This is a genomic window from Parasutterella secunda (genome assembly GCF_023336895.1).
In the GTDB taxonomy this organism is placed as follows: Bacteria; Pseudomonadota; Gammaproteobacteria; order Burkholderiales; family Burkholderiaceae_F; genus Aphodousia; species Aphodousia faecalis.
The window spans coordinates 1-23,805 of record NZ_JAMBLT010000012.1; the positions used below are offsets into that span (position 1 = coordinate 1).

At 47.0% G+C, this 23,805-nt stretch carries 21 protein-coding genes, 1 other RNA gene and 1 pseudogene; 10 read left to right on the forward strand and 13 right to left on the reverse strand.

From position 1 onward, the window contains the following. From M3080_RS07985 to M3080_RS08000, 4 genes are all read right to left on the reverse strand, one after another. Positions 1-228 (reverse strand): TerC family protein (locus tag M3080_RS07985; RefSeq protein WP_428982294.1); only part of this gene is annotated, 228 nt, incomplete at its 3' end. A gap of 72 nt (positions 229-300) precedes the next feature. Further along, positions 301-1,482: an ATP-binding protein gene (locus M3080_RS07990; protein WP_249092635.1), complete on the reverse strand. Its 1,182-nt coding sequence runs from the start codon at positions 1,480-1,482 to the stop codon at positions 301-303. A 198-nt stretch (positions 1,483-1,680) separates the two neighbouring features. Then, positions 1,681-1,779: signal recognition particle sRNA small type (gene ffs / locus M3080_RS07995), an RNA gene on the reverse strand. Positions 1,780-1,897: 118 nt separating this feature from the next. Further along, complete coding sequence (locus M3080_RS08000; protein WP_022473315.1) at positions 1,898-3,157, reverse strand: nitronate monooxygenase; 1,260 nt, start codon at positions 3,155-3,157, stop codon at positions 1,898-1,900. 164 nt (positions 3,158-3,321) lie between these two features. On the opposite strand from M3080_RS08000, the gene M3080_RS08005 reads away from it, so the two are divergent. The 3 genes from M3080_RS08005 (at position 3,322) to rho (ending at position 6,040) form a co-directional block, all read left to right on the forward strand. Next, the gene (locus tag M3080_RS08005) at positions 3,322-4,122 is read left to right on the forward strand and encodes an enoyl-ACP reductase FabI (RefSeq protein ID WP_249092636.1); all 801 of its coding nucleotides are present in this window, start codon (positions 3,322-3,324) and stop codon (positions 4,120-4,122) included. Positions 4,123-4,317: 195 nt separating this feature from the next. Beyond that, positions 4,318-4,635 carry a thioredoxin gene (trxA, locus tag M3080_RS08010; RefSeq protein ID WP_249092637.1) on the forward strand — a complete coding sequence of 106 codons (318 nt, stop codon included), beginning with the start codon at positions 4,318-4,320 and terminating at the stop codon, positions 4,633-4,635. 142 nt (positions 4,636-4,777) lie between these two features. Next, positions 4,778-6,040 carry a transcription termination factor Rho gene (rho, locus tag M3080_RS08015; protein ID WP_249092638.1) on the forward strand — a complete coding sequence of 421 codons (1,263 nt, stop codon included), beginning with the start codon at positions 4,778-4,780 and terminating at the stop codon, positions 6,038-6,040. A gap of 59 nt (positions 6,041-6,099) precedes the next feature. Here rho and M3080_RS08020 read toward each other — a convergent pair whose 3' ends face one another. Continuing rightward, positions 6,100-7,275, reverse strand: a complete 1,176-nt coding sequence (locus M3080_RS08020) for a sugar transporter (RefSeq protein ID WP_249092639.1) — start codon at positions 7,273-7,275, stop codon at positions 6,100-6,102. 372 nt (positions 7,276-7,647) lie between these two features. Here M3080_RS08020 and M3080_RS08025 point away from each other — a divergent pair, with 372 nt between their 5' ends. The 4 genes from M3080_RS08025 (at position 7,648) to M3080_RS08040 (ending at position 12,037) form a co-directional block, all read left to right on the forward strand. Continuing rightward, positions 7,648-7,908, forward strand: a complete 261-nt coding sequence (locus M3080_RS08025) for a type B 50S ribosomal protein L31 (protein WP_022472578.1) — start codon at positions 7,648-7,650, stop codon at positions 7,906-7,908. A 99-nt stretch (positions 7,909-8,007) separates the two neighbouring features. Next, positions 8,008-9,723 carry an ArnT family glycosyltransferase gene (locus M3080_RS08030; RefSeq protein WP_249092640.1) on the forward strand — a complete coding sequence of 572 codons (1,716 nt, stop codon included), beginning with the start codon at positions 8,008-8,010 and terminating at the stop codon, positions 9,721-9,723. Then, positions 9,723-11,135 (forward strand): MATE family efflux transporter, encoded by a 1,413-nt coding sequence (locus M3080_RS08035; protein ID WP_249092641.1) that lies wholly within the window; start codon positions 9,723-9,725, stop codon positions 11,133-11,135. Before M3080_RS08030 ends, M3080_RS08035 begins: the two co-directional genes overlap by 1 nt. 203 nt (positions 11,136-11,338) lie before the next feature. Further along, the gene (locus M3080_RS08040) at positions 11,339-12,037 is read left to right on the forward strand and encodes an SIMPL domain-containing protein (protein WP_249092642.1); all 699 of its coding nucleotides are present in this window, start codon (positions 11,339-11,341) and stop codon (positions 12,035-12,037) included. A gap of 36 nt (positions 12,038-12,073) precedes the next feature. On the opposite strand, the gene miaA is transcribed toward M3080_RS08040, so the two are convergent. Both miaA and mutL read right to left on the reverse strand, forming a co-directional pair. Continuing rightward, entirely contained in the window at positions 12,074-13,006 is a 933-nt protein-coding gene (miaA, locus tag M3080_RS08045; RefSeq protein ID WP_249092643.1) for a tRNA (adenosine(37)-N6)-dimethylallyltransferase MiaA, read from the reverse strand. Further along, entirely contained in the window at positions 13,003-14,877 is a 1,875-nt protein-coding gene (gene mutL / locus M3080_RS08050) for a DNA mismatch repair endonuclease MutL (protein WP_249092644.1), read from the reverse strand. Before mutL ends, miaA begins: the two co-directional genes overlap by 4 nt. Before the next feature lie 185 nt (positions 14,878-15,062). On the opposite strand from mutL, the gene M3080_RS08055 reads away from it, so the two are divergent. Together M3080_RS08055 and M3080_RS08060 are read left to right on the forward strand one after the other, a co-directional pair. Further along, positions 15,063-15,722, forward strand: coding sequence for a VTT domain-containing protein (locus M3080_RS08055; RefSeq protein ID WP_022472572.1), 660 nt, complete (start codon positions 15,063-15,065; stop codon positions 15,720-15,722). A gap of 62 nt (positions 15,723-15,784) precedes the next feature. After that, on the forward strand, positions 15,785-17,065 hold the full coding sequence (locus M3080_RS08060; protein WP_249092645.1) for an L-cysteine desulfidase family protein: 1,281 nt from the start codon (positions 15,785-15,787) through the stop codon (positions 17,063-17,065). Positions 17,066-17,193: 128 nt separating this feature from the next. On the opposite strand, the gene M3080_RS08065 is transcribed toward M3080_RS08060, so the two are convergent. The 6 genes and pseudogenes from M3080_RS08065 to xseB form a co-directional block, all read right to left on the reverse strand. Next, positions 17,194-17,400, reverse strand: coding sequence for a hypothetical protein (locus tag M3080_RS08065; RefSeq protein WP_249092646.1), 207 nt, complete (start codon positions 17,398-17,400; stop codon positions 17,194-17,196). A 204-nt stretch (positions 17,401-17,604) separates the two neighbouring features. After that, positions 17,605-18,807, reverse strand: coding sequence for a phosphoglycerate kinase (locus M3080_RS08070; protein ID WP_249092647.1), 1,203 nt, complete (start codon positions 18,805-18,807; stop codon positions 17,605-17,607). Between the two features lie 50 nt (positions 18,808-18,857). Next, positions 18,858-19,850: a UDP-N-acetylmuramate dehydrogenase gene (gene murB, locus M3080_RS08075; RefSeq protein ID WP_346429234.1), complete on the reverse strand. Its 993-nt coding sequence runs from the start codon at positions 19,848-19,850 to the stop codon at positions 18,858-18,860. A 21-nt stretch (positions 19,851-19,871) separates the two neighbouring features. Continuing rightward, positions 19,872-21,728: pseudogene (dxs, locus tag M3080_RS08080) on the reverse strand (1-deoxy-D-xylulose-5-phosphate synthase); the annotation flags it as partial. Between the two features lie 11 nt (positions 21,729-21,739). Further along, a complete protein-coding gene (locus M3080_RS08085) occupies positions 21,740-22,645 on the reverse strand; it encodes a polyprenyl synthetase family protein (RefSeq protein ID WP_249092648.1) in 906 nt (301 codons plus the stop codon). Further along, on the reverse strand, positions 22,635-22,895 hold the full coding sequence (gene xseB, locus M3080_RS08090; RefSeq protein WP_249092649.1) for an exodeoxyribonuclease VII small subunit: 261 nt from the start codon (positions 22,893-22,895) through the stop codon (positions 22,635-22,637). The genes M3080_RS08085 and xseB overlap by 11 nt, the downstream gene beginning before the upstream one ends. A gap of 385 nt (positions 22,896-23,280) precedes the next feature. Here xseB and M3080_RS09320 point away from each other — a divergent pair, with 385 nt between their 5' ends. Continuing rightward, positions 23,281-23,793, forward strand: coding sequence for a methylated-DNA--[protein]-cysteine S-methyltransferase (locus M3080_RS09320; protein WP_283162577.1), 513 nt, complete (start codon positions 23,281-23,283; stop codon positions 23,791-23,793). Positions 23,794-23,805: the final 12 nt, after the last annotated feature.

Sequence of the window (23,805 nt, forward strand, 5' to 3'; positions counted from 1 at the left end):
AAAAAGTGGTTGAGTTAAGGTGACTAACCAAAAGATGAGCGCAAGCAGCAGCAAACGCGTTACCAGAGCTAAAGAGAGCCCCACAACTCGAGCCTTATCTCTTTGTTTGGAGGGAAGCTTATCGGCCAATATAGCGATAAACACTAAATTATCAATGCCAAGGACAATTTCAAGAATAACGAGCGTCAAAAGACCTATCCATATGGAAGGATCTAGAAGAATTTCCATTATTGTTTCCTTATATCTGCAATGGAGTTATCTAATTGATTATTTAAACAGTTCCGAGACTATAGCAAAAAGTTAAAACGACTCATTTATCAGAAACTCTTTCAAATTGATATGTCTAACCGTACTCGTAGAAAAATCAAAATCGTCATTTGTAATAATGATCTTCTCACGCGTTTGATCTAATTTGTTAAACAAGGTGAATTCTCTCCTATAGGTACTTTCTTCTGCAATGCTATAGGCCACCTGAATTAAATACTGGCGATTATTTTTTTCAGCCAAAAAATCCACCCCTTGGCTCCCCTCTCTAAAGACAAAAAGATTGAAGCCTCTATAAAGCAATTCGTTGTATACGATATTTTCTAAATTATGAGTTATATCCCAATGCCCGTCTGTTTGACGAATAGAATTAAAGGACACATCTTCGACATACAGTTTCTGATAGTACTTCAACTCTCTTTTAGCTTTTGTAGAATACTGACGGATCGGTGAGATAACATACGCTTCTTCCAAATACGAAAGGTATTTCAGTATTGTGTTCAATGAACACTCAAAACCCTGTCCCTTTAAGAATTTTTGTACAGAATTGGCACTGAATATCCGAGCATTAGAAATCATTATGTAATTAACTAATCGACGAAAAAGATTATCTTTCCTGATTTTGTAACGGTTCAAAATATCATTAATGACAATAGTGTCATCTAAATCGTTTAAATATCTTAATCGAGCCTGCTTCGTTGGAAATTCTATGGCTTGTGGGAATCCTCCAAAAACCAAATAATCAGAAATACTGTAATCGTGCTGTAGCTCTTTTACATACTCCTGAATCTCAAGAAAAACAAAAGGACGAACTCTGAAGGCTACGTAACGACCACTCAATTCTTTGGTGAATTCTTTAGATAACAACTTGGAATTACTTCCGGTGATAAAAAGAGAAACATTTTTCAGACGAAGAGTACGACAAGCAACATTCCACTGCTCAATCATCTGCACCTCATCTAAAAAAACATACAGTTTCTCCTTCCCCAGATACTGACTAATGTAATCAATCAGTTCATCAACAGTCGTAATTAAGGCAGAGACTGATCGATCCTCAAAATTTAGCATTAGTGTTTTCTTGCCACTCTGACGCAACTCGGTCTCAATTTGATCCATGATGACCGATTTTCCGCATCGGCGAATACCTGTGACGATCTTCACCAAGTTACTTTCATAAAACGGCCGAATTTGTTGAAGATAATGTTCTCGACTAATCATCACACGCCTCAGAGTGAAAGTTTTTTCGGGAATTTAATATATTTCATTACTAGTGAAAGATTTTAATAAAACCAGAAAAATCTTTCACTAGATTTATTCTCAATTTATCAGCGTCATAAACCTTATCTGGGCGAAGTAGTTCACTACTGTGGGGTAGGTTTAGAGAAATGGTCTGATTGTGCTAATAAGCAAAAAAGAAGTGGCGAGCCTTATCCTCGGCACTACATTCACTTCGCTGTGGCTGCTCCGTTCCCGGCCTGACCAGGTTCACGACGAATGCATGCGAGGGGACCCGCCGGGAGCGCAGTTTATCAAATTTCCCCTGAAATTTCAGGATTTTTTCGTTGAACTTTTTGTAGAAAAACGGCCTACGAAAAAACACTCGCAGGCCGCCTTCTTTTAAAGCTCTAACGACTTAGAGCGGTTTGGGCAACTGAATTTGATCGCCCGTGCTCGTGATGTAGTCGTTATAGATTTCTTCGGCACTCGGGAAGTACCACTGGCCATTCGGGAGCTTCACCGTCGTTTCCTTAAGTCGGAAGGTCTTAGCGCCACATGTCCAGACGTTATAGAGCTTCATATGCGTACACAAACAGCACTTCATCTCTTCAGGCTTAGGCATAGCCTTCTTTGTCATCATGTCCCACCACTGGGTTAAATACGGACACTTACCCTCTTTAAGCATATAGCCGTACGGCTCACAGTTAGGCGGCACACGCATCTTAATGGCCGGAGACGACTTCAGCATACGCATCAAATAACCCGTAGCCGAGAGGTGATTGACTTCGATGTCATCTTCCTTGGCATTGATGTAAGCGGTCTTAACCGCATCGGGCAGGCCACATTCCTTACTGATCGTAAAACGCGTGGCTACCTGCACTCCATCGGCTCCAACCTCTTTAATCATTCTGACGGCTTCACCACCCGTGAAAATACCACCGGCAGCAAACACCGGAATATTAAGGTGATTATGGGCCAGATACGCCTTTACATCTCTGACAATATCTTCAAGCGAAAATTCTCTCCAGTCTTCACCGAAGCCCAAATGTCCGCCAGCCAGCGGACCTTCCACCACAATGTAATCAGGCAAACGATTAAGGCGACGGTTGCGGTTTAAGAAAAGATTCAAAGCGCGAACAGACGAAACAACAATACCGAGCAAAGCATCGTTGAAGCGTTTGTTCTCACTCATGAGATTGAAGCTTGACAAATGTAGGCCCGCCGAAAGCGTAATACCGTCAATACCTGCATCCAAGGCAGCGTTTAGACGAACGCCGAGTGACTCATGAGGGGCGTTATAGGTCAGTTTTTCCATGCAATTGAGAAATACCAAGCCTTTGCCCGTAGCGCGGCTCATCACATCGCCCACATAACGCAAAGAGGCCTCGCGCACATCATTTAAGTCAAAATGATTGTCAGATTTATCCGGATTTTTTTGGCATCCGTAATAGCGCTTAACTTTCTTAGCCGTAAAATCAGTGCCGTAAAGACGGTCGGACAAATCCATTTGCATGGCATCGGAAATGTGAGCAATACCACCCAACTTCTCCACGGCGAGAACCATCTCAGCCGTGGAAATGTTCACACCCATGCCGCCGACCATGAGCGGAACATATTCTTTATCTTTCAGACGAATTCGCAAGTCCTTAAGACAGACATCACTTAAAGCGTTCATCAGAGACTATCCTCATGGATAAAAATTACTATCTGAGAAGTATGACAGTCCAGTTTGTAAAAACCGTAACAGAAAAACTAGGACATTCCCCTAAGGCAATCACCCTTGACAAGCCACTCTTTTTCAGTAAATTAAATCAGATTTAAACTTTCAGGAACTTAAAAATGGCTTTATTAACGGGCAAGAAGCTGCTGATTACCGGCATCTCTTCGAATCGCTCCATCGCCTACGGTATCGCAAAAGCATGTAAGGAAGAAGGAGCCGAACTGATTCTGACCTATAACAACGAACGTTTCCGCGAGCGTCTTGAACGCTTCGCAAACGATTTCGGTGCCGCTGCTGTTATTCAATTAAACGTTGCAAGTGATGAAAGCATTGAAGCTGCGGCTGCCCGTGTCAAGGAAGTGTGGCCGGAAGGTTTTGACGGTTTTGTGCATTCCATCGCCTGGGCTCCGCGTGAAGCCATTGAAGGGTCATTCTTAGAAGGTCTTTCCCGTGAAGGCTTCATGGCGGCAATCAATATTTCCGCCTATTCTTTCGCCGCCTTGGCTAAAGCTTTCCTGCCACAACTTGAAGGCAGAAAAGCATCCCTTGTGACGCTTTCTTTCTTGGGCGCTGAAAAAGTCGTTCCCAATTACAACACGATGGGTGTTGCTAAAGCCGCTCTTGAAGCCGTCACTCGTTATATGGCCGCCGATCTCGGCCCCAGGGGTATCCGTGTTAACGCCTTATCGAGCGGTCCGATCCGCACGCTGGCGGCAAGCGGCATTAAGGATTTCCAAAAGATGCTCGCTCACGCTCGCGATATCTCGCCGTTGCGTCAAACCGTTACGATTGAAGATGTGGGTCGTTCGACCGCGTTCTTGCTGTCTGACTATGCACTAGGCATTACGGCTGAAACGCTTTATGTGGACGCAGGATTCCAAGCCATGGCCGGTCAAGTCCAGACTCAAGAAGAATCCTAATAACGAAACATTTATTTAAAGTCGCCCGAAATTTCGGGCGATTTTTTTGTATACGTCAAAGTTCCTTGAAAACTATTACCAAAATAGACAATTTCAAATTCCCAATCGCTGAAAAATCCGTTATGCTCGTCTCATCAGACACAGTGGCATCACTGTCAGGACAGTTTTTATTTTTTATTGAATGAAGGTGAAATCATGAGCGATATCGTTCACTTAAATGACTCCAACTATGAAACCGAAACGGCACAAGGTGTTGTGGTTGTGGATTTCTGGGCTCCTTGGTGCGGACCTTGCCGCGCGCTTGCTCCGCATTTGGAAGCCGCCGCTCAAAAGTTTGACGGTAAGCTTCGCATTGCCAAATATAACGTTGACGAAGCCAATGAATACGCAGCCAAACTCGGCATCCGCTCCATTCCCACTTTAATCGTTTACGAAGACGGCAAACCCATCCAACAGCACATTGGCTCCATGGGTCAATCTCAGTTGGAAGATTTTTTAAATCAATTTGTTTAAAATGCCCTCCGAATCCGTTCCGGAGCTCATTATCCGGAACGGAATCTTTTGATTAAATCCTTTTTATACCTAACGATCAGAACAGCGGTGAAAGCTTGTCTGCCTTCCCCTGCCTTTTCAATACACAATTTCAAAAATTCAAATGCATCTTTCCGAACTCAAATCGTTGCATGTCTCCAAGCTCTTGGACTGGGCTATTGACCTTGGTGTCGAAAACGCCAACCGCATGCGTAAGCAAGAACTCATGTTCTCCATTTTGAAAAAACGCGCCAAGGACGGTGAACAAATTTTCGGTGATGGAACGTTAGAAATTCTGCCCGACGGCTTCGGTTTTCTCCGTAGCCCCGAAACCTCTTACCTCGCCAGCACTGATGATATTTACATTTCTCCTTCACAAATCAGACGTTTTAACCTGCACACGGGGGACTCCATTGAAGGTGAAGTGCGCACTCCGAAAGAAGGCGAACGCTATTTCGCCCTTGTCAAAGTTGAAAAGGTAAACGGTCAGCCGCCGGAAAACTTAAAGCATCGCATGCTTTTTGAAAACCTCACGCCGCTCTTTCCGAATGAACATCTGGTGCTTGAGCGCGATATCAGAGGTGATGAAAACTTAACCGGTCGCGTCATTGACATGATCGCCCCGATCGGTAAAGGTCAACGTGCCTTGATTGTTGCTTCACCTAAGAGCGGTAAAACCGTCTTGATGCAACACATCGCCCATGCCATCACAGCGAACCATCCCGACTGCGTGCTTTTTGTTCTGCTCATTGACGAACGTCCTGAAGAAGTCACTGAAATGCAGCGTACAGTTAAGGGAGAAGTGGTCGCCAGTACCTTTGATGAACCGGCATCTCGCCACGTGCAAGTAACCGAAATGGTTATCGAAAAAGCCAAGCGTTTGGCCGAAAGCAAGAAAGATGTAGTGATTTTGCTTGACTCCATCACTCGCCTGGCACGTGCCTATAACAACGTGATGCCTACCTCCGGCCGCGTGCTCTCAGGCGGCGTGGACGCCAATGCTCTGCATCGCCCCAAGCGCGTTTTTGGTGCCGCCCGTAATCTTGAGGAAGGCGGCTCTCTTACGATCATCGCCACCGCCTTGGTCGATACCGGCAGCCGCATGGATGATGTGATCTATGAAGAATTCAAAGGCACCGGCAACATGGAAGTGCATTTGGAACGTCGCTTGGCCGAAAAACGTATTTACCCAGCTATCAATGTTCTGCGCTCCGGTACCCGCCGCGAAGAACTGCTTTTGAAGCCGGATGTTTTACAAAAGGTTTGGATCTTGAGAAAACTTTTGAGCGACATGGACGAAGTCGAAGCCATGGAATTCTTGCTCGAACGCTTGAAAGCAACCAAGAGCAATGCCGACTTCTTCGATTTAATGCGTCGCGGCGGTTAAGCTTTAAAAAGCTGGCAAAAGCGGCTCTTCCAATCAACCGGAGAGCCGTTTTTTTTACCTCAACCCAGAAAACGTCTAATCATTGCGAAGCAAATGATTCCGCCCAAAAAAGCAAAGGCCGCGCCCGCATAACCAATCCATTCAATAGCCGGGACTGCGCAGACCCAGCCGCCCACCAGCGCACCGCTGCCGATTCCAACGTTGGCAATCCCTGAATAAATTGACATGGCGATAGGAGTGGATTGCGGTTCCAGCCGAATCACAACGGCCTGAAATACCAAACCGAAAATTGTGAAAGTGATCCCCCAGAAAACACACAAAAGCATAGCTGACCAGATGTGTGCCGAAGACAATTCCATTAATGCCAGAAAAATACCGACACCAAACGTACCGGTTGCAAAAAAGAATTTGGGATGTTGCTCATAGCAACGAGAAAAGAAAATGCTGGCAAGAATACCTGCCACACCAAATAAAGTCAGCGAAAAGGTAATCTCGCTTTCGGGCATATGAGCGACCTGAGCCATAAAAGGCTCAATATAACTGTAGCCCGTAAAGTTAGCCGTAAAGATCAAAGCGGTCAGAACGTACACCCCAATTAAGGCCGGATTTTTCAAAATGCCTGGCAATTTTGCAACAGAAGAGCCTTGGGTGTTGGCGGGCACGCGCGGGAAAATAAAGAGTAAAAATATGGCAACCGCCAAAGCCACTAAACCGATTGAGAAAAAGGTGGCTCGCCACCCCATGTAAAGACCGACCATGCGACCCAAAGGAAGACCGGCAATCATGGCAACGGCTGTCCCTGTTACAACGAGACTTAACGCCGTGGCACGTTTACCTTGAGGAGCAATGCGCACAGCTAACGGCGAAGCAATGGACCAAAAAATGGAGTGCGAAAAGGCAACGCCAGCTCTTGAAAGCATCAGCGTAATGAAACTAGGCGCAACCGCTGACAAAAAATGGCTTACTACGAATAAACCGAGAATACCCAGAAGCAATTTTTTAAATTCTACTTTTGAGGCTAAAAGCATCAAGGGTAAAGATAAAACCGTCACTATCCAGGCGTAGACTGTGATAATCGTACCGGCCTGGGATTCTGTAATTTGGAAATCACGGGCTATATCGCTTAAAAGTCCAATCGGGATGAATTCAGACGTATTGAAGATGAAGGCCGATAAAGTAAGGCCTGCTACCGGAGCCCAGAGTTTGAGAGCACCAGTCTCTTCTTGTTGAGCCATGGCGCTTTCCTTTCTTTGAATTTAATACAGGCGCAAATTATAGAAAGATACCCAAGGAAAAAATAGACTTGTGCCTTTCAGGCAAGATCAAGGTCAGTCACGTTTAATATTTTTATAATTTTTAAAAGTACACTTTCAAAAATTTTAAAAGTTGACTTTTAATTTTTTTAACTGATCTTTGAAGGGATAAAAATTTGGAATTCGTTTTTCTCTCAACAGTTTTGCAAAAATTTGATATTTATAGGAATTTATTGGATAATTCCGCTTCTCTGTCGGAACGTGGAGATGCATGCCCGCGGTAAGACCTTGGTTAACCGGGCTCGTGCGCAAGGCTCTCAGGGCGGCCGATAATTTTTTAGGAAAACTTTACAAATGAAACAAGGTATTCACCCCGAATATCGCGAAGTGGCCTTCTGCGATTTGTCCATCAACAAGACGTTCATCATCAAGTCAACCGCTCAAACCAAAGAAACGGTTGAAATCGACGGCGTGACCTATCCGCTCGTTAAGCTTGATACGTCTTCTGAAAGCCACCCCTTCTACACGGGCGCTCAAACGCGCATCGTTGAAGCCGGCCGCGTGGAAAAATTCCGCGCCAAGTACGCCAACCTCGGCAAGAAGGCTGCGAAGTAATTTTCTCTTTGAAAGTTTCTCGCAAACAGAGGCAGTCTGTCATATATGGACTGCCTCTTTTCGTTACAATAGCTAAGTCAAATTCATTAGCCTATTCACATGTTTGAAGAACGTCCCTCCCCAATTGTTGCCTCGGCTGCTTCAGCTCGGAAGTTGCCTCGTATGGCGCTTCTGGCCCTTTTGGTTGTATTCATTATTCCGGGCTTGCTGTCACGCGACTTTTGGAGTTCATATGAGCTGACCAGTTTTGCGCTTGTGCACTCGATGCTGCAAAGTGATGCGGTCGGCTGGCTTTTGCCGCAATTGGGAGAGAACGCCTATGTGACCGATGGCCCTCTGTCTTTATGGGTATCGGCTCTTTTTGCCAAAATTTTCGGACCGCTTTTCTCCGAAGCCAGCGCAAGCCGCTTAAGCGTTCTGGTTTGGTTTGCCATTGCAACTTCAAGCATTTGGTATGGGACTTGGTATCTTGCCCGTCGTTCAGAAGCTCAACCCGTTGTTCTGGCCTTCGGTGGACAAGCCTCGCCTATTGATTACGGACGGGTTGTCGCCGATGCGGCATTGCTTATGTTTGTCGCGACTTTCGGCCTTTTTGTTCCGATTCGGCAGCTGTATGTTGAAACGGCGCTTTTAGCAATCGTTGCCGCCTTTTTCTTTTCCTTGGCATGGACCTTGAGAAGGGATGTTTTAGCCCCTCTTTTAACAGGAGTGACGGTCGGCGCTGCTGTTCTTGCCTCTAATCTTTTTGCAGGTATTTCTCTTTTAATCATTGCGCTTTTCATTCACGCAAGAGTGCATGCCTACGAAACGCCCTTTATAAACCGAGCCACACTCATTATTGTGGCTGCCTGTGCTACCTTTTTCGTCTGGCCCATTTTGGCCGTTGCCGTGGCCATTGAAACGGTTGACGCCTGGTTTGATATCTGGTGGCAAACGCAATTAGGCTTTTTCGGTCTTATCGCAAGTTCTGATGTTTACTGGATGCTGGAAAACTTTATTTGGTTTCTCTGGCCGTTGTGGCCTTTCGCCCTTTTGGGCCTTTATGCTTTCAGAAAACAGCTGGACCGCACACACATCAAAATACCGCTTTGGATTTTCATCGGACTTTTGGTATTTTCCGCCGCCGGTCACCTGCCCGGTGAGCGCTTCCTGATGCTTTTGACCGTTCCGCTCTGCATCTTGTCCGCATTTGGTCTCTTGTCAGCCAAACGATCACGCGAAAATATCCTCGACTGGTTCTCTGCAACCGTCTTCACATTAGCCCTGATCACTATATGGCTTTACTTCTTTGCCTGGCAAACCGGTTGGCCGCCGAAGATGTCTAAGTCCATTGTGAATTTGGCGCCGGGTCTTATCCCCTCGCTTCACGGATTGCTTTTTGTACTCTGCTTTGTCACGCTTTTAGGATGGCTTACCCTGGTTTTGTGGCGTATGAACCACTCACAAGTGGTGGCTTGGAAGGGCCCTTGGCTTGCCGCCGCCGGCATCACGGCTCTTAGCATCACCACGGTTTATTTATTTGAGCCGGTCATCGACCGCGCTCGCAGCTATGAACCACTTGTCCATGAAGTCACAACAGACTTATCGGCTCACGCTAAAAACCGTGATTGTCTGAGCATTCAGGAAGTCGATCCTGTCAAAGAGATCCTCTTTACTTACTACGGACTGACTTTTAAAGATGACAACACCTGTCGTTTCGTTTTCACGACCGACAAGGCCTTTAAAGACAGTTCTCAAAAAGAATCTTCTGTTCTCGGCCGCTACAGTCGTCCGCGAGACCGTGAACGCTTTGTGTTATATAAAAAAGGTGAATAATGAGTCATCCGCTTCCGCAACGTCTGACCCCACCTGATATTTCCGGTCGTGCCATTGCTAAATTGGCCGGCCCCATTTTTGTTGCCAATATCGCTATTGTGGGCGGCGGCACCATCGACACAATTATGGCCGGCCATTTAGGCGCAGACCACCTGGCCGCCATCGCTTTGGGTCTGGCTTCCATGATCATGGTTTTCATGGGGTTGGTCGGCATTCTTCAAGGCATGAGCCCGTTGGCCGGACACCATTTCGGCGCACGGAAATTCGAGAAAATCGGTTTTGAACTCTCTCAGTGTCTCTGGCTTGCTTTTTTCCTATGCTTTATCGGCATGCCGCTTTTAGGCTGCACGGACATTTGGACCAATCTGGCTCAAGCCCAAGGCCCGGTAAAGACCATGGCCTCTCAGTATCTTTTGATCAGCATGCTGGGGTTGCCCGCGGCTATGGGCGGACGCGCTTTTATCGCATTGAATGCCGCTGTCTCCCGTCCCAAGGTGACGATGTACGTTTCTTTGGCCATGCTGGTGCTCAAAGCGCCTTTAAATGCGGTATTCATGTATGGCTGGCTGGGATTTGACGCATTGGGCGGCGCCGGCGCTGCCGTCTCTTCTACGATTCTGACCTGGCTTTCGTTCTTCGTTTATATCTACGTTTGGAAGAAAGATTCTTTCTACCAGCTCATGCGCTGCAAACGCTTCTACGGTCCAGACCCTCGTGCCATGTGGGCGCAACTGAAAATCGGTATTCCGATTGGACTGTCGACCTTCTTTGAAGTGAGCTCGTTTACGTTGATGGCCATTTTCATTTCGCGCTTTGGAGCCGTCACGGTTTCAGCGCACCAGATTGTCGCCAACATCACAAGTCTGTGCTATATGCTTGCGCTTGCAATCGGGATTTCCTGCACGGTCTTGGTCTCCCAGTGCTTGGGGGCTGGTTGGCCCAGCGTCGCTGAAAAGGCAACAAAAAAATGTCTGACTATTGCCGTATCGGTCGCCTCCATTGTCGCTTTGTCTCTCTTTTTTGGCAGAAGCTTTTTGCTCTCACTTTACACAAGCGACGAAACCGTTATTCGCATCGGTTTTTCGCTTATTCTCTTTGGCATCCTTTATCACGTCTTTGATGCCATGCAATGCGTGAGCTCCTTTGCATTAAGAGGTTATCGGGTCACATTCTGGCCGATGGTCATTTATGGCGTATTGCTTTGGGGCGTAGGACTTTTCGGCGGCTACTACATGGCCTTCATTGGCGAACCATTCAGCACGCCGCTTGCCGCGTACGGCTTCTGGGGCATGACAGCCCTTGGGCTCTTCTTGGCCGGAGTTGCACTTGCCGTAACTGCACTTTATGTTGCCCGAACCCGTACTAAGGAAGAAGAAGCGGTCGCCAAGAAAGCCGCTGAAATAGCTTCTTAATCAAAAAGGAGAGACAGACGCTCAAAAGACTTTGCCTCTCCTTTGAATATTCAAAGAAAAATTCCCTGATTTTTAGACTATTCGTCAAAAAGGCAAAAGATCCATACTTTTGTTAAATTCAAAACAATTTGAAAATTTTCTTCCCTGAACCATCCTCTGTTCCCTATCATGTTTTCTAAGAGCAATGGTTAAAGGAGAAGCAGATGAGTGTTCAACAAAATTTAATCGCCGGCGTCTGTGTGGCCATCGGTATCGCCTCTGTCGGCATTTCTCTAAAGGCCGGTATTGACCATTTTGTCGATCGTGATCGTGTCGTTACCGTCAAAGGACTGGCTGAAAGAAACGTTCAAGCCGATTACGTCATCTGGCCTGTCACCTTCCGCGTCACCGGCAACGATTTGAGTGCGCTCTATGAAAAAGCGCAAACACAAAGCGAAGAAATCCGAAATTTTTTAATCAGCCAGGGCATAAAAGCTCAAGATATCTCTCAGGGCACTCCTTCTGTCCAGGATCTGCATGCTGACTTTTACGGCAATAACCTACCGCCCGAACGATACCGTATGGAAATGGCCGTTTCTGTGGCAACCACCGATGTTGATACGGTTTTAAAAGCCATGGTCAACCAAAGCGAATTGATTCAAAAAGGGGTTCTTTTTACGCAGAATTACCGTACGCAATTTTCCTTTAACGGTTTGAACTCTATCAAACCGGAGATGGTTGAAGAAGCCACTAAAAACGCTCGATCCACCGCTCAAAAATTTGCCGAAGACAGCGATAGTGAATTAGGAAAAATCCGGCGCGCCTCTCAGGGACAATTCTCAATTTATGACCGAGACAGCAACACGCCCTACATTAAACGCGTTCGGGTGGTTACAACCGTTGAATACTATCTAAAGGACTGATGTCTAAAGCTTGCCGCCTTCCCAGGCGGCAAACTTTTAGTTTGAACTCAAGAATTCTTTAATGTGCTCGGTTGCCAAAGCATTGGTGTCTTCTTCAAACGGATCAATGGTCACCAGTTGCGGCATCGAGCGCATCCATGTCATCTGACGCTTGGCTAATTGGCGAGTGGCAGCAATGCCTGCCAAAACAAATCGGTCGTAATCGATCTCGCCGGTCAGATAATCGATGGCCTGACGATAGCCAACAGCTCGCATGGAGGGGCTTTGACGCTCGAAACGATCATCGGCCATGAGATGCTTGACTTCATCGAGAAAGCCCGCCTGAATCATCATTAAAAAACGTTTTTCAATGCGTTCGTGCAAAAGCTTCCGATTCTTGGGTAAGAGCCCTAATGTCAGGAAAGTGTGCTCTGAACCTTTATTTTGCTGACTTTGATAATAGGAAATCGGCTTTCCAGTTTGTCGATACACTTCAAGAGCCCTGCTGATACGTTGAGAATCCGTCGGATGAAGCCTGTGAGCGGTCTGCGGATCCACTTCAGACAGTTTCTCATGCATGGCCGGCCAGCCCAATTGCCGCGCTTGCCGTTCAATTTCTTCACGCACATTCAAATCACTGGAAGGCATTTGATTTAAGCCATCTTTCAGTGCTTTGGCATAAAGCATCGTACCGCCCACGATTAAAGGCAAACGGCCACGAGCTGAAATCTCTTCGATCAATCTTTCACAATCTTTAAAAAAATCGGCCGCGCTGTAACTATCAAAGGGATCGCGAATATCAATTAAGTGGTGAGGAACGCCTTCTTTTTCCTCTTCGGTGGGTTTGGCTGTTCCAATATTCATCCCTCGATACACTAGGGCCGAGTCTATGGAAATGATCTCCGCATTAAATGTATGGGCAAGCTTCACCCCTAAAGCTGTTTTCCCGCTTGCTGTCGGTCCCAACAATAAGACAGCCTTGGCCATCATTTGCCCCGCATAAAAAGCTTATCTAAGTCAGACATGGACATCTGCACCCAAGTCGGTCTGCCGTGATTGCATTGATCAATACGCTCGGTCTGCTCCATTTGACGCAAAAGCGCATTCATCTCATCGATACTTAAATAACGATGTGCCCGAACTGCGCCATGGCAGGCCATGGTGGCCAAAATCTCGTTGCGCTTTTCTTCCACCAAATTGCTCGCCCCGAACTTTTTAATGTCAGCCAACAACTCTGTAATCAGCGCTTCTCCAGTTTTCTCAATATCTGCAGCCAAAACAGCGGGAACAGCGCGCAATCGCAGATGTGTAGGAGAGGCAATTTCCAACTCTATACCAAGATTTAAAAGCAATGACTGATTGTCTTCAAAGGTTGCCATTTCTTCAGCATCAGCTTGAAACACAAGCGGAATTAAAAGTTGCTGAACAGCAAGCGTTTGAGCGTCCATCTGTGCTTTTAATTTTTCATAAACGATTCTCTCATGCGCTGCGTGCATATCCACAAGCACCATACCGTGATCGTTTTCGGCCACAATGAATACGCCGCCAACCTGCCCTAAAGCTCTTCCCAAGGGATAAGTCAGTTGCTCCTGATCATGCGCCTGAGTAAACGCCGTACCCGAGCGGATAGCTTGAACAGTGTCCGGAATAACACGCCCTCGAGACGGTTCTGCTTTAGTCTGATAAAAGTCTAAGTACCGATTCAATTGCGACGGTTCATAAGCCGGTGCGGCTTGGGAACGCAACTCAAATGCGCGGGCATGAGTTGAGCCCGTCCCCTCCGATATCGGTTTTTGCACCGTTTGAGTGTGCGGTTGAGATTGATCTGAAGCGCCTGCATCACTTTCCATTGCCGATAAGGCGGGAGCTAAAGCGTTTTGAACCGCGTGCATCACAAACTGGTGAACCCACTGAGAATCCCTAAAGCGCAATTCACTTTTTGTCGGATGAACATTAACGTCCACCTTCACGGGATCGATGTCTACAAACAAACAGTACATCGGCTGCAGCTGATTGTGCAGCACATCAGCATAGGCGCTCTTGACCGCATGGGCTAAGAGCTTGTCGCGAACAAAGCGACCGTTGACATAGCAATATTGAGCATCGGTTCGAGCACGACCGGCCGTTGGCAATCCTACCCATCCATAAACACGCGCAGAAGCCGTTTCGGCGTAGACCTCGCGTTGTGCGCGAGCAAACTCATCGGGCAGAATCCTGTTGACACGCGAGCGGCTTTCTTCAATAGGTAAAACCAAAACCGGCTTGCCGTTATTGACAAGACGAAACTCAATAGTTGGGTGGGCGATGGCGATTCGCTCCAAAGCCACTTTACAATGCGCCGCCTCCGTTGCCTCTGACTTTAAAAATTTTCGTCTGGCAGGCGTTTTAAAAAACAAATCCTCCACTTCCACCTTGGTGCCTTGAGTGCCGGCCGCAACATCCACCTCTCCTTCATGAATACTGTATGCACAGGATTGATCCTGTGTTCTGGACGTTAAGGTCAGTGCGCTTACTGAGGCAATCGAAGCCAAAGCTTCACCGCGAAACCCAAGACTTAAAACGTGTTCCAGTTCGCTTAGATCTCGAATTTTGCTGGTTGCATGCCGCTTCAGGGCTAAAGGCAGCTCTTCTTTGGCAATCCCCCGACCATTGTCTGTCACCGTCAGCCGTTTTATTCCTCCTGACTCCAGTCTTACCTCAATGCGGGTGGCATCCGCGTCAATGGCGTTTTCGACGAGTTCCTTGAGAACGGAGGCAGGACGTTCAATCACCTCACCGGCGGCAATTTGACTGACCAATTGATCCGAGAGCTCTTTAATCGCTCTTTTTGGGGAATGTTCTGTGTTATTCAGTACTTGCATAATGACGGGATTTTAGCATTGGATTTTCCGCCGGGCTTTGTGTGTTCACAATTTGCTCTTGCCAGCGGACATAGGGCCTAACAAATTTATGCTTTCATAGCCTCTTTAAAACTAGCCTAAAAATGAGTAAACTCTCCAACGTTAAATTAATAAAAATAACCTTATTTTGATTGGCTCCCCCGTTTATGGACTGGTCTTTATTCATTGATTTGTTTACCAACGCCGATCGCTTTTTAATTACGATCGCCAACGATTACGGCATTCTGATTTATATCATCATGTTCATGATCTTTTTCCTGGAAACAGGGATTGTGGTCATGGCCTTTTTACCGGGTGATTCACTTTTGTTTGTTGCCGGCGCCGTGACAGCAACGGGAGCAATTGATCCCTGGTGGCTTACGGGGGTTGTCACACTTGGAGCTATTCTCGGCAATACGTCCAACTTCTATATCGGTTCTTGGCTTGGCCATAAAATCTATGATGGCTCGATCAGCTGGATTGACCAAGAAGCCCTTAACAAAACACATCAGTTCTATTTACTCCACGGCGGGAAAACTATCTTTCTCGCCCGTTTTGTACCCATCGTCAGAACATTTGCTCCGTTAATTGCCGGAGCCGCTTCCATGCCGGTTTGGCGCTTTGAGTTTTATTCCATCACGGGTGCTTTTGCATGGGTTTACGGTTTAGTTTGGGCCGGTCACTTATTTGGCAACATGCCTTTTATTCGTGACCACCTGACAACGATTTTGCTTTGCGGTATCGGGTTTGCTTTAATTCCGACTGCCATCATCGCCGTTTCAAAGTTCTTAAAGAAAAAGAAAGGCGAGCAAAAAGCGATTCAATAATCATTTAACAATGGGCGCAAAATCTCACGGTTCTGCGCCCATTGACTCATAAGGAGAAAGACATGCGACAGTGGGAACACTTTATCGCGATTATCAAAAAGGAAGTTCAACCCGCTTTAGGCTGCACGGAACCAACTTCCATCGCCTATGCCGCAGCCCATGCAGCCAGACTTTTAGGGAAAAAGCCTGAACGTCTTTCTGTCGCAGTCAGTGACAATCTCTACAAAAATGCCATGGGTGTTTTTGTACCGGGAACCGGTCAAATCGGTTTACCCATCGCCGCAGCCGTCGGCGCTTTGGGCGGTAATCCTGACGCCGGGCTTGAAGTATTGGCAACCGTTACACCCGCTCATGTGAAAGAAGCCATGACAATGATTGAAAACGGTTGCGTCAGCATTGAAAGAGCCGATAGTCCCGATGCAGTCTATTGCAGTGCCACTGCATATGCCGGAAGTGACTCCGCGCAAGTAACCGTACAAGGTGACCACACCGGTATTGTTGAAGAACGCAAAAATGGCGAAGTTGTTTTCAAAAAAGAACCCGCTATTAGTACCAATGCGGAAGGACAAAGCGCTGTGGGCGGAGAAGAAATCAACTTAAAGGCTATCTATGATTTCGCATTGAAAGCTCCCTTTGAGGATATCGCTTTTATTCTCCAGGCACGTGATATCAATATGGCTTTGGCCGCTGAAGGCTTGGCAAATGAATATGGTCTTGAACTTGGCCGAACCATTAATGAACAAATCAAAGCCGGCATTTTGAGTTCTGACCTGATCAACAATATGGCCGCCTGTACAGCTGCGGCCTCTGATGCTCGAATGGGCGGCGCAACCCTGCCTGCCATGAGTAACTACGGCAGCGGCAATCAAGGCATCACGGCAACCATTCCTGTTGTCAAAATGGCCGAGTACGTTAAAGCGGATGATGAAAAATTGGCTCGGGCTCTGATTCTCTCGCACCTTGGAGCTATTTACATTAAATCGCACTACCCATCACTGTCAGCGTTCTGCGGCAACACTGCCACCTCTTCGGCCGTAGCGATGGCTCTCGTTTACCTTAATTCGGGTACATTTGAGCAATGCTGCATGGCCATCAACAACGTGATCAGTGACACTTCCGGCATGGTTTGCGACGGTGCCAAGTCCACCTGCGCCATGAAGGTTCATACGGCCGCACAAACAGCTTATAAATGCTGTTTCTTGGCTTTAGCCGGCCACGGGGTTGAAGGTCAGGGGATTGTCTCTGCAGACGTTGAGCAAACGATTGATAACCTCGGCGCGATGATCACAAAGGGTATGCAACAAACCGATGAAAAGATAATCGAAATTATGCGCAAAAATTAATAATCGGGTAAGTGACGGAATATAGCCCGTCCTAAAGAGTCCATACCGTTATCGAGCTGGACTCTTTTTTTTAAGAAGAAGGCTTGTGCTGCTCGTTTTAGGCGCTATTTTGATCTGGTTTTGAATGCTCAATCAGCTTTTTGTACGCAATGAGCAGCCTGTTGTTGAGCAATCTCAATACAATAATTTAATTGTTCGATAGCTCTTTCAGCAATTAAGCATGTTAAAGCGTCAGCACAACTATCTTCATCATACAATGCTAACGCTTCGTAATATCTCTCTTTATCTTCCGCATAACGAATATTGACAGGCCAATAACCTTCTCTAACCAGCATATAGTTTAAGAGAAGTCGTGCCGTTCTTCCGTTTCCATCGGAAAAGTGAGCATATAGATGGCAAATCTAAAATAAGATAATTAAACGAAAAATGCTGTGCCTGATTCTAGCAAATACTATCGCAAGAGAACTATGCGAAATACATACAAAAATCCCGAGACTCTTCAAAATAGAACCCCGGGATTCAAGTTAAACTAAAAATGCTTACTGAGCGCGTTTTTCTAAAATTTCAATGGCAGGTAAAACCTTTCCTTCCAAGAATTCAAGGAACGCTCCGCCACCGGTTGAGATGTAAGAAATACGGTTAGAAATGCCGAATTTGCCAACTGCAGCTACCGTGTCACCACCACCTGCGATAGAGAAAGCTCCGTTTTCAGTTGCCTTGGCAATAGCTTCAGCCATCACTTCAGTACCGTGAGAATAGGGCTGCATTTCAAACACACCCACCGGACCATTCCAAACAATTGTGCCGGCCTTTTGCAAGATGTCAGCTAAAGCTTGAGCCGTTTCCGGTCCCACGTCCAAAATCATTTCGTCGTCTTGAACATCCTCAATGCGGCAAGTACGGTGTTCTGCCGTTTCAGAAAATTCCTTGGCAACAACAACATCTGTCGGCAAAGGAAGTGTCGCGCCCTTTTCTTCCAAGGTCTTTAAAATCTTCTTGCATTCGTCAAGCAAATCCGCCTCAGCCAAAGACTTGCCAACCTTGTAACCGGCAGCCATCAAGAATGTGTTGGCGATGCCACCGCCCACAATCAGCTGATCCACTTTTTGAGCAAGGTTATTCAAAATGGTCAACTTCGTTGATACTTTGGAACCACCGACAATGGCAACCAACGGGTGCTTGGCTTCTTCAACGGCCTTGGTTAAGGCATCAATTTCGGCGGCCATCAATGGACCCGCGCAGACGACATCGGCGTACTGAGCCACTCCATAGGTCGATGCTTGAGCACGGTGAGCCGTACCGAAAGCATCGTTTACAAAAACGTCACAGAGCGCACCGTACTTCTTAGAGAGCTCTTCCGTGCACTTCTTTTCGCCCACGTTGCAACGGCAGTTTTCAAGCATAACCACTTCACCGGGAGCCACTTCAAAGCCGCCGTCAACCCAATTGTCAATTAAACGAACGGGGCTACCTAATAATTCAGCCATGCGTTGAGCAATCTTCTCGAGACTGTCAGCCGGGGTCTTTTCGCCTTCCTTAGGACGACCCAAGTGACTTACCACCATCACTCGAGCCCCCGCATCACGGGCCATGCGAATGGCAGGCACTGAGGCAACCAAACGGGCCTCATTTGTAATGTTGCCGTTTTCATCACGCGGAGCGTTCAAATCAGAACGGATGAACACGCGCTTATCCTTCAAGGCTCCGGCCTTGACCAATTGTTCAAGAGTTGTCACTCGCATGGTTTATTTCCCTTAAAAAGAAAAAGACTAATTCAGTAATTATAAATGGCTCACTTTAAGACCACGGGCTCAGGTTCCAACCGCACACCGAATTTTTCCTCAACCGTGTCTTGTACAAAGGAAGCAAAATCAAGTAATGCCTGACCGTCAGCCGCGCCGTCATGGTTAACCAAAACCAGGGCTTGTTTTTCGTATGTTCCGGCAAATCCGTGACGCACCCCTTTTAATCCCGCCTGGTCAATGAGCCAACCGGCTGCTAATTTCTCACGGCCGCCCGATAAGGGATAGTGAACAATGCTTGGGAATTGCTCGAGCAATTGTTGGAAAACCTCACGCGTGACGACCGGATTTTTGAAAAAAGAACCGGCACTCGGCAATACTTTCGGATCAGGAAGCTTACGCGAACGGGCGGCAACAACCGCTTCAAAAATAGCTTGTGGCGTTGTCTCTTGAGAATCTTTAAATCCCAACGCCAACTCTTTGTAGCTCAAGTTTGCTGACCACTGGGAATCAAACGCCAACTCAACAGCAAGAACGATCCATTTTGATCCGGCTTGCGTTTTAAAAACGCTATGTCGGTAGCCAAAATCACACTCTTCATTTGTAAGCGTACGAACTAAAGACGTTTGGGGATCAAAAACTTCCACGCTTCTGACAAACTGTGCCACCTCGGCTCCGTAAGCTCCGATATTCTGAACAACGGCTCCGCCGACTGTTCCCGGGATCAAAGCCAGGTTTTCAGGGCCGCCCCAACCTAAATCCAAAACTCTTCGGACCGTTTCGTGCCATGACTCACCGGCACCAACCTTTACAATTTTTTCGTCTGTTCGTGCTTCAAAACCCTTCATATTCATCTTGATAACCAATCGATTAACAAGATGAGAAGCAATCAGCAAATTCGAGCCCCCTCCCAAAATGAAGGGCTCAATATTCTCCCGACGAGCAAAGTCCAGTACCAGTTCCAACTCTCTACGGTCTGTCACTTCTGCAAAATAACGCGCTTTAGCACTGACAGCCATCGTATTGTAGGGCTTTAAGTCCACAAAGCTTCGAATAAGAAGCGCCTCTTCGATACGCCGAAGGACACTTGAAGTATCCAACTCATTTTCACGCATCAGTTCATCAATCGTCCCCTGCGGAATGAAGCGATCTTTAATTCCCAGAACTAAAACGGGCACATCCATTCCCATTTCAGACAGGGCCTCAAGAACACCACTTCCCGCGCCGCCCGCCGCAACACCGTCTTCCACTGTGCAAAGCAAATCGTGCGTTGCCGCCATTTGAGCCAACAGTTCACGATCAAGCGGTTTTACAAAGCGCATATCCACCAAAGTGGCATCAAGTTTCTCGGCCACTTCACGCATCCGGCTAACCATTAAGCCAAACGCAAGAATCGCCACCCGTTTATCCTGTTTAGTGCTTTCTCGAATAATTCGAGCTTTACCGATTTCGAGAGTTTCCAGGGCTTCATCCTGAAGAACTCCGGGACCTTTACCTCTCGGATATCGAACCGCAGCCGGCGTATCCATTTTGAAGGCCGTCGTGAGCATCTTTCGACACTCGTTTTCATCCGACGGCGTCATGATTGTCATATTGGGGATACTGCGTAAATAGGCAATGTCGAAAACACCCTGATGTGTCTCACCATCAGCCCCCACCAATCCGCCTCGGTCAATGGCAAACATCACTGGAAGATTTTGGATGGCGACATCATGCAAAATCTGGTCATAGGCCCGTTGGGCAAAAGATGAATAAATCGCCACCACTGGTTTGATGCCCGAAGTTGCGAGTCCTGCCGCAAAAGTGACGGCGTGTTGCTCGGCAATAGCCACATCGCGGTAACGCTCCGGAAAACGCTTTTCAAATTCGACTAAACCTGAACCCTCTCGCATAGCGGGAGTTATGGCATAGAGTCGTTCATCGACCGCTGCCATATCGCAAACCCAGCGGGAAAACACTTCCGTGTAAGTGGGGTGTTTCGGATCAGACTTTTTCTCAACGATTCCTTTTTCAGGATCAAATTTCCCGACACCGTGATAGAGCGTGGGATTTTCTTCCGCAGGCGTATACCCCTTGCCTTTTTTTGTGACGACATGCAAAACCATGGGACCGTCAAGCGCCTTGATATTGCGCAAAACTGTTATGAGGTTGGCAATGTCGTGGCCATCAACCGGACCGTAGTAGTTAAGATCAAAGGCAGAAAAAAGCGTAGAGTGAGGCGCCACAAAGTTAACCGTGCGCTGCTCCATGCTTTTGAAAAGATTCCAAAGCTTAGGAAGCGGCTTCAAGGCGCGTTTTGAGAAATTGCGTGCGCTTGAAAACGCGTGGCCGGACACAAGTTTTGCTAAGTGATGATTCAAGGCACCGACCGATGGTGAAATAGAACAATCATTGTCATTAACGATGATTAAAAGCTTAATGCCGTCTTTGTATGTACCAGCATGATTGAGCGCTTCAACGGCCATACCGCCCGTCAGTGCTCCATCACCGATAACCGCAATGTGCCAGGCATCCTTCTCACCGTTCATGGCATCGGCAACGGCCATGCCAAGGGCAGCAGAAATAGAAGTGGAACTATGGGCCGTGCCGAACGCATCGTGCTCACTTTCTCCCCGCTTGGGAAAGCCCGAGAGTCCATGATATTGCCTCAATGTCTTAAATTGGTCCATTCGCCCGGTGAGCATCTTGTGGGCATAAGCCTGGTGCCCAACATCAAAAATGATCTTGTCGTAAGGCGAATTGAAAACATAGTGAAGAGCCAATGTCAGCTCAACTGCCCCGAGGCTACTTGCCAAGTGACCTCCTGTTTTTGAAACAGAGTCAACCATAAACTCTCTGATTTCCCGAGCAAGCGTCGGCAACATCGGCACAGAAAGCTTTTTCAAATCTTTCGGAGAATGGATTCTATTGAGTAAACGCATCTCTTCCCCTATCAGTGATCTCGGCTCAAAATATAGTTGGCAATATCAGCCAGACGTTCCGTTTTGCCCTCATACTCTTTGGACAACTTTTCAATGGTCTGCAACGCATCAAGCGCCCGACTTATTTCATTTTGAGCCATCGTGCGAGATTGTTCGAGCCCTAAAAGCGATACAAAAGTGGGTTTATCCTCGGCTGCGTCCTTACCCGCCGTTTTACCCAAAACAGCCGTTTCAGCCGTCACATCCAAAACGTCATCGATGACCTGGAAAGCCAAGCCGATAGCGTCGGCATACTGTGCGACTAACCCAATTAATGAGGCCGGAGGCGTTTGCTCTGCACCATAAAGCCCCATGAGAGCGCTCGCCCGAACCATGGCACCGGTCTTCATCCTATGCATCAACGTCAACGTATCCAGATCAAGTTTTTGGTGAACCGATAAAAGATCCACTGCCTGACCGCCGCACATACCGGCCGATCCGGCCGCTGCGGCCAACAATTTAACCAGCATGGCAATCTGCTCACCCGGCAATTTTGTTTGTGTCAATTCAAAAAAAGCTTGTGCTTGGAGGGCATCGCCGGCGAGCATCCCCATGGCTTCGCCGTATTTTTTGTGTGTAGTGAGTTTGCCGCGACGCAACGTGTCGTTGTCCATGCATGGCATGTCATCATGAACAAGCGAATACGAATGGATATATTCAAGAGAAAGGGCGATATGGTCCAGCGCTTCTTCTTTGGCACCAACCAGTTCCCCGGCTGCGTACGCCAACAACGGACGAATACGCTTGCCGCCATCCAAAACAGCATAACGCATGGCTTCATGAAGCTTCCAAGGCAAACGATTATCCGGGGGCAATGCTTTCTTTGCGCATAGTTCAAAATGCGCCGCGCGTTGAGCGCTCCAACTCTTAAAGTCCATCCGTAATTCCTTTCTGGCGAAGCTCCGTTTCCTGCAAAGGCACTTCGGTACCATCTTCAAGCTGTCGGACAACCTCGGCTGCCTGAGTAAGTAACTCCTGACAACGAGCCGACAACTCCTTTCCGCGCTGATAAGCCTTAACGCTCTCCTCAAGCGTAAGTTCCCCTTTTCTCATCGTCTCAACAATGGCCTGCATCTCTTGCATAGCTTCTTCAAATGATAATTTTTGAACTGATTTCGGTTGAGCCATTTCACCCTCATCGTGACATCCACATTCTGTTCATTTTACCGCAGCTTCCGTTTAGGAACGCCGATGAGAATCAGCTATCATCGCTTTTTGAAGTTTGCATTTAAGAATCTTTGACTTCCTCTTCATAAAAATGAGAGGTCAAGCTTATTTGATTTAACTTAGTGTAAAAGCCAAAAAAGACCGTTTCAGGCAAGTGTATATCAATTTAAATCATAAAAATCAGTGATTTTTTTTAGCTCTCACCGCTCCTTGCCACCCAAATAAGAGAACACTGCTTCACACTTCAAAGTTTTTAGCAGAATTGCACCTATCGGCGCGACTGCTATGATTGATTCATATAATCCTTTTTGTGTAAAAAAGTTCTGCAACTTCTGTGAATTTAAAAATGGATAGAGCTATTTTTTACCGTCAATGGAAATTACCCTGCGGGCCAATGATTGTCGCCTCCTTAGACAATAAATTAGTGATGACTGACTGGTTAAACGGTTGGCACCATCAAACGATTCTTAACCGATTTGAAAAGTTACTTAATCTTCCTTTTAAAGAAGCAACGACGGCGGTCATTGATTGCACCATTGATCAACTGCAAGAATACTGCGAAGGGAAAAGAAAGCAGTTTGACCTACCGATTGAACTGATCGGGACGCCTTTTCAGATAAAGGTCTGGCGGGCTTTGCAAACGATTACTTACGGACAGTGCGTTTCATATGCTGACATCGCTCAAGCAATAGGACAACCAAGGGCTCTTCGCGCCGTTGGCGGCGCAGTTGGCCAGAATCCCTTATCGATTATTGTCCCCTGCCATCGCGTTATTGGCTCAAATAAGACGCTTACCGGATACGGCGGTGGTTTTGAGGCCAAGCGCTTTTTACTCAATATCGAAGGTCAGCGAGTCTGAAAGAGGCTTTCC